The sequence below is a fragment of the Sporichthyaceae bacterium genome, from assembly GCA_036493475.1.
Taxonomy (GTDB): domain Bacteria; phylum Actinomycetota; class Actinomycetes; order Sporichthyales; family Sporichthyaceae; genus DASQPJ01.
On the sequence record DASXPS010000169.1, the window covers coordinates 1 to 3477 of the forward strand.

A 3477-nucleotide genomic window follows, 5' to 3' on the forward strand; every position below is an offset into this window, starting at 1 on the left:
TCCGAAGAAGTGTGGGTGCCCGGACACTCTTCTTCGGACGCAACGGGGAGAAGTCCGCGGACGGCGGCCAGCCAGGCCTCGGCGTGCGCGATGCCGTCGGGTTCGACGTCCACCCGGTCCAGCAGTCGGCTCGCGCCGAGCTCGGCCAGGCGGGCGTCCAACCGGCGCCCGTGTCCGCAGAAATCGGCGTAGTTGGAGTCACCGAATGCCAGCACGGCGTAGCGCAACCGCAAAAGTGACGGCGCGTCAGGCAAGGTGAGCGCCCGCCAGAACACGGTGCCGTTGTCCGGGGCCTCGCCGTCGCCGAAGGTGCTGGAGACAACCAGCAGCACCTCCGCCGAGGCGAGTTGCTCGCGGTCGATGTGATCCATGCCCATGAGGTCCACGCCGTGCCCGTCCGCGGTCAGGTCACGAGCGACGTCGGCGGCGAACTCCTCGGCATTGCCCGTCTGCGAGGCCCAGGCCACCAGGATCCGCGGCCGGTCCAACGGCGCCTCGGCGGCAGGGGAGAAGGGCTCGGGTTCTCGACTGAACAGCCCCGCCAACAGACCGTCCACCCAGATCCGCGCCAGGCCGGAGAACGGCGCACTGCGCGGCAACACCGGCACGCCACCGCCGGTCGACGCACCCCGGATCAGGCCCTGCAGATAGGCGCGCTGATGCTCGTCGAGGCGGGGCAGCGAGTCGTCCCCGAGCAGCGCAGGCAGATCCACCGCCCCCACCCCGCTTGCGTCCGAAAAACTGGGGGTGCCCGGACACTCTTCTTCGGACGCAAGCGGGGTGACGCGTTTCAGCGATACGGCGCACACCTTGAGTTCGGGCTGCAGCGAGTCCGGGTCCACCGCGTCGGAGGTCACGGCGTTGATGCTCAGGTACTCGCCATAACTGTCGTTCCAATGGAACGGCGCGAATACGCTGCCGGGCGCGACGTCGGGGGACAGCCGCGCCGGCAGGATCGCCCGCCCGCGCCGGGAGGCCACCTCGACCATGTCCCCGGTGGCGACACCCCGTTCGGCGGCGTCGTCCGGATGCACCTGCAGGTAGGGGCCGGGGTCGAGCTTGCCGAGCTTGGCCACCTTGCCGGTCTTGGTCAGCGTGTGCCACTGGTGCTGCACCCGGCCGGTGTTCAGCACCAGTGGGTAATCGGCGTCGGGCAGTTCGGCGGCCGGAACGTGCGGACGGGCCAGGAACCGGGCGCGACCCAGCGGGAAGGTGAGCCCGGCGTCGCTGCGATAGCGGATCGGGTGCCGGTCGGCGGGGTCGTCCGGGGGAGCCGGCCACTGCACCGGCCCGTTGCGCAACCGCTCGTGGTCCACGCCGCGCAGGTCCCAACCGGTGACCGGGTTCGCGAAGGCGCGCAGCTCGTCGAACACGGCGGCCGCATCGGGAAAGTCGAACGCGTCGGCGTGTCCGAGTTCGATACCGACGCGGGCGATCAATTCCCAGTCCGGCCGCGCCTCACCCGGCGGATCCACCATCGCCTGAAGCAGCGTCAGGTTGCGTTCGGAGTTGACGAAAACCCCGTCGGTCTCGGTCCAGATCGCCGCCGGCAGCAGGATGTCCGCGTAGGCGTTGGTCTCTGCGTCGGCAAAGGCCTCCTGCACGATGACCAGTTCGGCGTTCGCCAGGCCCTCGATCACCGTGCGCCGGTTGCCGACCGAGGCCACCGGGTTGGTGCAGATCACCCAGACCGCCTTGATCGCGCCGGTGGCCAGCCGCCGGAACATGTCCACGGTGCCGCTGCCGGCCTCGGCGCGCAGCGTGCCGGCGGGCAGCTGCCACAACTGCTCGACGAATTCCCGATCCGCGGGTGACAGCGCACTGCGCTGGCCGGGCAGGCCCGGGCCCAGGTATCCCATTTCCCGGCCGCCCATGGCGTTCGGTTGGCCGGTCAACGAGAACGGGCCACTACCCGTGCGGCAGATCGCGCCGGTGGCCAGGTGCAGGTTGCATAACGCGTTGGTGTTCCAGGTCCCGTGCGTGCTCTGGTTGAGCCCCATGGTCCAGCAGCTCATCCAGTTGCGCGCGGTCCCGATCCATTCCGCGGCCGTGCGCAGGTCTGCGGCAGGCACGCCGGTGAGCTCCGCGACCGTGTCGGCGCCGTAGTCGGCGAGAAAGGGCGGCATCGCCGCCCAGCCGTCGGTGTGCGCGGCGATGAATTCCGGATCGAGCCGGCCACCGTCGACGATCAGCGCCAGCAGGCCGTTGAGCAGCGCCAGGTCGGTGCCCGGCTTCACCTGCAGGAACAGGTCGGCGTTGGCCGCGGTGGCGGTGCGCCGCGGGTCAACGACGATCAGCTTCGCCCCGGCCCGGACCCGCTCCATCATCCGCAGGTAGAGGATCGGGTGGCAGTCGGCCATGTTGGCACCGATGACCAGGAACACGTCGGCGGCGTCGAAGTCGTCGTATGAGCCGGGCGGCCCGTCGGCCCCCAGCGACTGCTTGTAGCCGGTGGCGGCGCCCGCCATGCACAGCCGTGAATTCGACTCGATGTGCGCAGTGCGCAGGTATCCCTTGGCCAGTTTGTTGGCCAGGTACTGCGCCTCCGTGGTCATCTGCCCGGAGACGTAGAGCGCGACGGCGTCCGGGCCGTGCTCGGCGACAATGCTGCGCAGCCGCGAGGCGGCTTCGGCGATCGCCTCGTCCAGCGCGACCTCCTCCGGTGCGGCGCCGCGCTCGGGCCGGATCATTGCGCGGGTCAGTCGCCCGTCGGCACCGGCCACCTCGGCGCTGGTGGCGCCCTTGGTGCACAACCGGCCGCGGTTGGCCGGATGTTCGACATCACCGATCACCGAGATCACCCGGCGCGCCCCCGTGGCGTCCCGGCCGATCTGGAAGACCAGGCCACAACCGACTCCGCAGTACGAACACACACCACGGACGCGGGCCACCGGGTCAGCGAATCGAACCGGTGTTACTGGACCGTTTCGGAGTTGTCAGTGCAGCCACGCAGTCGGTAACCACTGCGTTTCATCGAGCTTGCAGTGCGTCCATCCCGACCGTGGTGGCCAACAGTAGGCGTCGGTCCAGCGCGCGCTCAGTGTCCGCGGAGGCGTCGATGTCGTACACGTCGGCAATCTTGAACCGGCGACGCCGGTTGGTGGCGATCACCTTGCCGTTGCGGATGAAGTTGAAGTCGTAGGGGATCGGCAGCCAGTTCGCCCAAGCGCCCAGGTATGGCAGCTCACCTACCAGGCGCCGGAACAAGGCGATCGGCAAGGATCTCTCGGTGGCCCGGCAGATCTCCTGACCGTCGGGGGTGAACAGGGCGTAGGTGGAGCGGAACAGCGAGATACCGAACACCTTCTGAATTTGCCCGATGGGCAGCCCGGCGGCAGTGGTGATGTCGTAGCGCGCGCGGGGGTCGAAGCGCTGCCGGGCCAGGATGCGCATCAATTGCTGGGTCTTGGACTGATCGGCGAAAAAGCCGATGTCCTCCTTGAACTTGAAGCGTTTCTGCTCGACGAAGCAGAACGG

The 3477-nt window shown here is 69.0% G+C and carries 2 protein-coding genes; both read right to left on the minus strand.

Features of this window, described 5'->3' with window-relative positions; translation table 11 throughout:
• The coding region (locus VGJ14_17165) for a molybdopterin-dependent oxidoreductase (GenBank protein HEY2834162.1) at positions 1-2891 on the minus strand (2891 nt) is incomplete at its 3' end.
• A gap of 79 nt (positions 2892-2970) precedes the next feature.
• On the minus strand, positions 2971-3477 hold a 507-nt coding region (locus VGJ14_17170), incomplete at its 5' end, for a hypothetical protein (protein ID HEY2834163.1).